Origin of the sequence: Porphyromonas somerae DSM 23386, assembly GCF_000372405.1 — a bacterium.
Lineage (GTDB): Bacteria > Bacteroidota > Bacteroidia > Bacteroidales > Porphyromonadaceae > Porphyromonas_A > Porphyromonas_A somerae.
The window spans coordinates 1-2,851 of record NZ_AQVC01000082.1 but is presented as its reverse complement, the minus strand read 5'-3'; the positions used below and the strand labels follow the sequence as shown (position 1 = coordinate 2,851).

General features: G+C 47.5%; 1 protein-coding gene and 1 tRNA gene. Both read right to left on the bottom strand.

Annotated features, from left to right (window positions below):
- Nucleotides 1-129: 129 nt before the first annotated feature.
- Nucleotides 130-213: transfer RNA gene (locus tag A3GK_RS11470), tRNA-Asn, on the bottom strand.
- Between the two features lie 694 nt (nucleotides 214-907).
- Nucleotides 908-2,635, bottom strand: coding sequence for a tetratricopeptide repeat protein (locus A3GK_RS0110020; protein WP_018029311.1), 1,728 nt, complete (start codon nucleotides 2,633-2,635; stop codon nucleotides 908-910).
- Nucleotides 2,636-2,851: the final 216 nt, after the last annotated feature.

The following is a 2,851-nucleotide window of genomic DNA, read 5'->3' as shown; positions in this document are numbered from 1 at the left end:
TAAACCGCCGTATGCCGAACGGCACGTACGGTGGTGTGAGAGGGAAGGAAACGAAAGTAGGTCAGAAAACTTTCGTTTCCCGACCTACTCGATTCACCGTCTCAACTTTCTTCTTAACAAAAAAGAGACCTAGGCAGGTGGGGCTCGAACCCACGATATAGAGGCGAGGTAATAACCTCGCGTCTATCGCTACCAACTGCGATCATCTGCCTAGGCCTCTCAGCAAAGATAGCAATAATATGATAAGTAGTTAGATGTTTCAGAGGTTGCCATTAGAAAGAATCGTCAACAGGTATTTGATTGAATATACCATCTAGAAGGATATGATAGCACCCGAAAGGGTGCCATTCAGCTAGCCCATAGTCGAGGCTCGTAGAGCCGAAGACTGGGGGGCGAATTGTCCCAAATTCCTCGACCCTTGTGGTCGCACCTACCCGTCCAAGTGCGACCACAAGGGTCGATTACGTATACCGCATCCTTTTTCCCGCCGGTCGTTCGGGGCTTTCGCCCCTCCGACGCGGGGGCTATCTGAGTGGCACCCTTGCGGGTGCTTTTTTACGGACCTCCTCACGGAGCTCCTTACAATCTATCATTAGTTTTGATGAATAGGAGTGTGCTACAGTGAAGTGTCTACTTTTTCAGGAATAACTGATGACTAGTGTCTACATTTTTAGGAATGACGAATAATTGGTGTGTACAATATCCGGAATGCTTAACCCAGTGAGGGCTTTTTCATGAGACCGTATCAACGTCCCGTTCCGTATGCGTGCGGAATGCATTCCGCATGGCTACGGAATCTATTCCGCACGCATACGGAATAGGTTCCGCACGGTAGCGGGAAAAATGGTGATTATCTCTTCCTTCCCGATCCCATTATAGTTGAGGAGAGAGTGGAAGTGGCTGAGGGTTACTTGGTCTTTATTCCTCTTTTTTGTAGCTCCTTGTACTTAGGATTGTTTTGTACCACCCTAATGTTTTCATCAAGGCAAGGATAGGGATTGGCCCACTCCTCTGAGAGTTGCTTGAAGTAGAGTGCCAGGTCTGCATCGCCTTGCTCCACGAGGGCGCGAAGGAGGCTATAGAACTTGCTTTCGTCGGTCCTTTGCTCCTTTTGATAATCGCTGACTTTATCAGCTAATATTTTCATCGCCTCCTCCTTTTGCCCCAAGCCGATGTAGGCAAAGGGGCGGGTGCTACAGTCGTCGCTACTGGTATTGCCCAATACCGCCTTGAAATCGGCATTGGCTTCTTCCTTCTTTCCTTGAGCAGCATAGATATTGCCACGAATTAGGTATGCAAAAGGGGTGGGTTGGGTCTCCATCTCCATTCCTTGCCCTACATCAATGAGTGCTCCAAAGAAATCTTTGACTTCATACTTGTAGGAAGCTCGTTTGTAGTAAGCTCGAGCGTCACTCTTGTCGCTATTGCTGTGAGAGAGATACTTATTGAGCTCCTTAATAGCTGCTTTGCTGTCTCCAGAGGCATGGAGCATCATCGCCTTATTGTAGTGATAGCCTGCAAAGGTCGGGTCTTGCTTGATAGCAATATCTTGGTACTTCAGAGCAAAGGAAAAGTTTCCCACCTCTACATAGCACCTTGCCAACTGCTCAATAGTGGATAGGTACAATGAACTGCTTCGATTGATCCCTTTTAGAGCTGCCTGATAATAGTGGATCGCTTGTTGGCAATTGGAGTGGCACTCGCCATCGTATTGAGAGGCGATCAGAAGTGCCCACTCGGGACGATTCGGGTGCTGATTCATCTGCCTTTTGAGCTGGGATATCAATGCCCCTTCTTCACCATCAGAGTTCCGATCTATCAAATACTTCAGTTGGTTAAAGAGGTTGTGGTCATCATCATCGCCATAGAGGGACATTCCTTTCATGGCTAGTTGGAGAGCTTCATCTTGTGAACCGCTCATACGGAGATATTCAGAGGCAAGATAGTAGGCTTTAGGCGACTTGGGGGCTAAGGTTAGGATGCTATTCCAGAGGGATGATGCTTGGTCGTGCCCCATCTTTTCCTGCAACGCTTGGTAGCCTCTCTTGTTATTTGGTGCAATGTAGACCATCTGTAGGAGGTCAATTTCAGCGAGCTCTGACTGATTCATTGAAAGGTAGGTATCAGCACGCTGCTCATAGAGATCCAACTTCTTGGGACTCTTTCGGATCGCTTCGTTTAGTGCGGTCAATTCTTGCGACTTCTTCTCCTCTGGGAGATAGGCATCTACCCACATAGAGTAAGCTTCGGCACCCCGCTTGGGCTGTTGGTGCATAAATATGATGCTCTTCATAAGGGCTTCATAGCGTTTGCTGGTGTCATCCAGCTTAAACTGGGGGTTATTGTAGAGAAGGTTGAGCTTAACCCAAGCTCTAGGATCCTCGGGGTTGGCCTTTATCTCCTTATTGATATAGGCAAGAGAGTCGTTTAACTGACTTATAACCAATGAGTCTAGCTTAGCTTGGGCCCGCTCTCTAGCAGCGATAGAATCTTTGACGTGGTTCGTATCTACCACCTCAGCCACTGCTTGTGGGCTCTCTTGAGGCGTGTCAGCTTTTTTGCTCTGACCCCTAATAATCAATACGATGGCTACCACGCTCACAATGACCAGCAGAAGGATTCCTAATCGTTTCATAGATACAGCTTAAATAATTACTACCTCCCGCAAAGATAGTTCTTTTATTATTAACTCATATGTATAATCAGGGGTTACGCATTAGAGATATAAACTTAAGTTACAGCCCTAATATGGATAACTTGTACTAGACAAGCGAGAAAGGACCTCGGAGAGGTCCGATTTGTTGTAGCCCCCGCGTCGGAGGGCAAAGCCCGAACGACCGGGGGAATAGAT

What these genes read in the sequence shown, in the direction of transcription:
- A3GK_RS0110020 (WP_018029311.1), bottom strand. Translation starts at nt 2,635, where the DNA reads ATGAAACGATTAGGAATCCTTCTGCTGGTCATTGTGAGCGTGGTAGCC.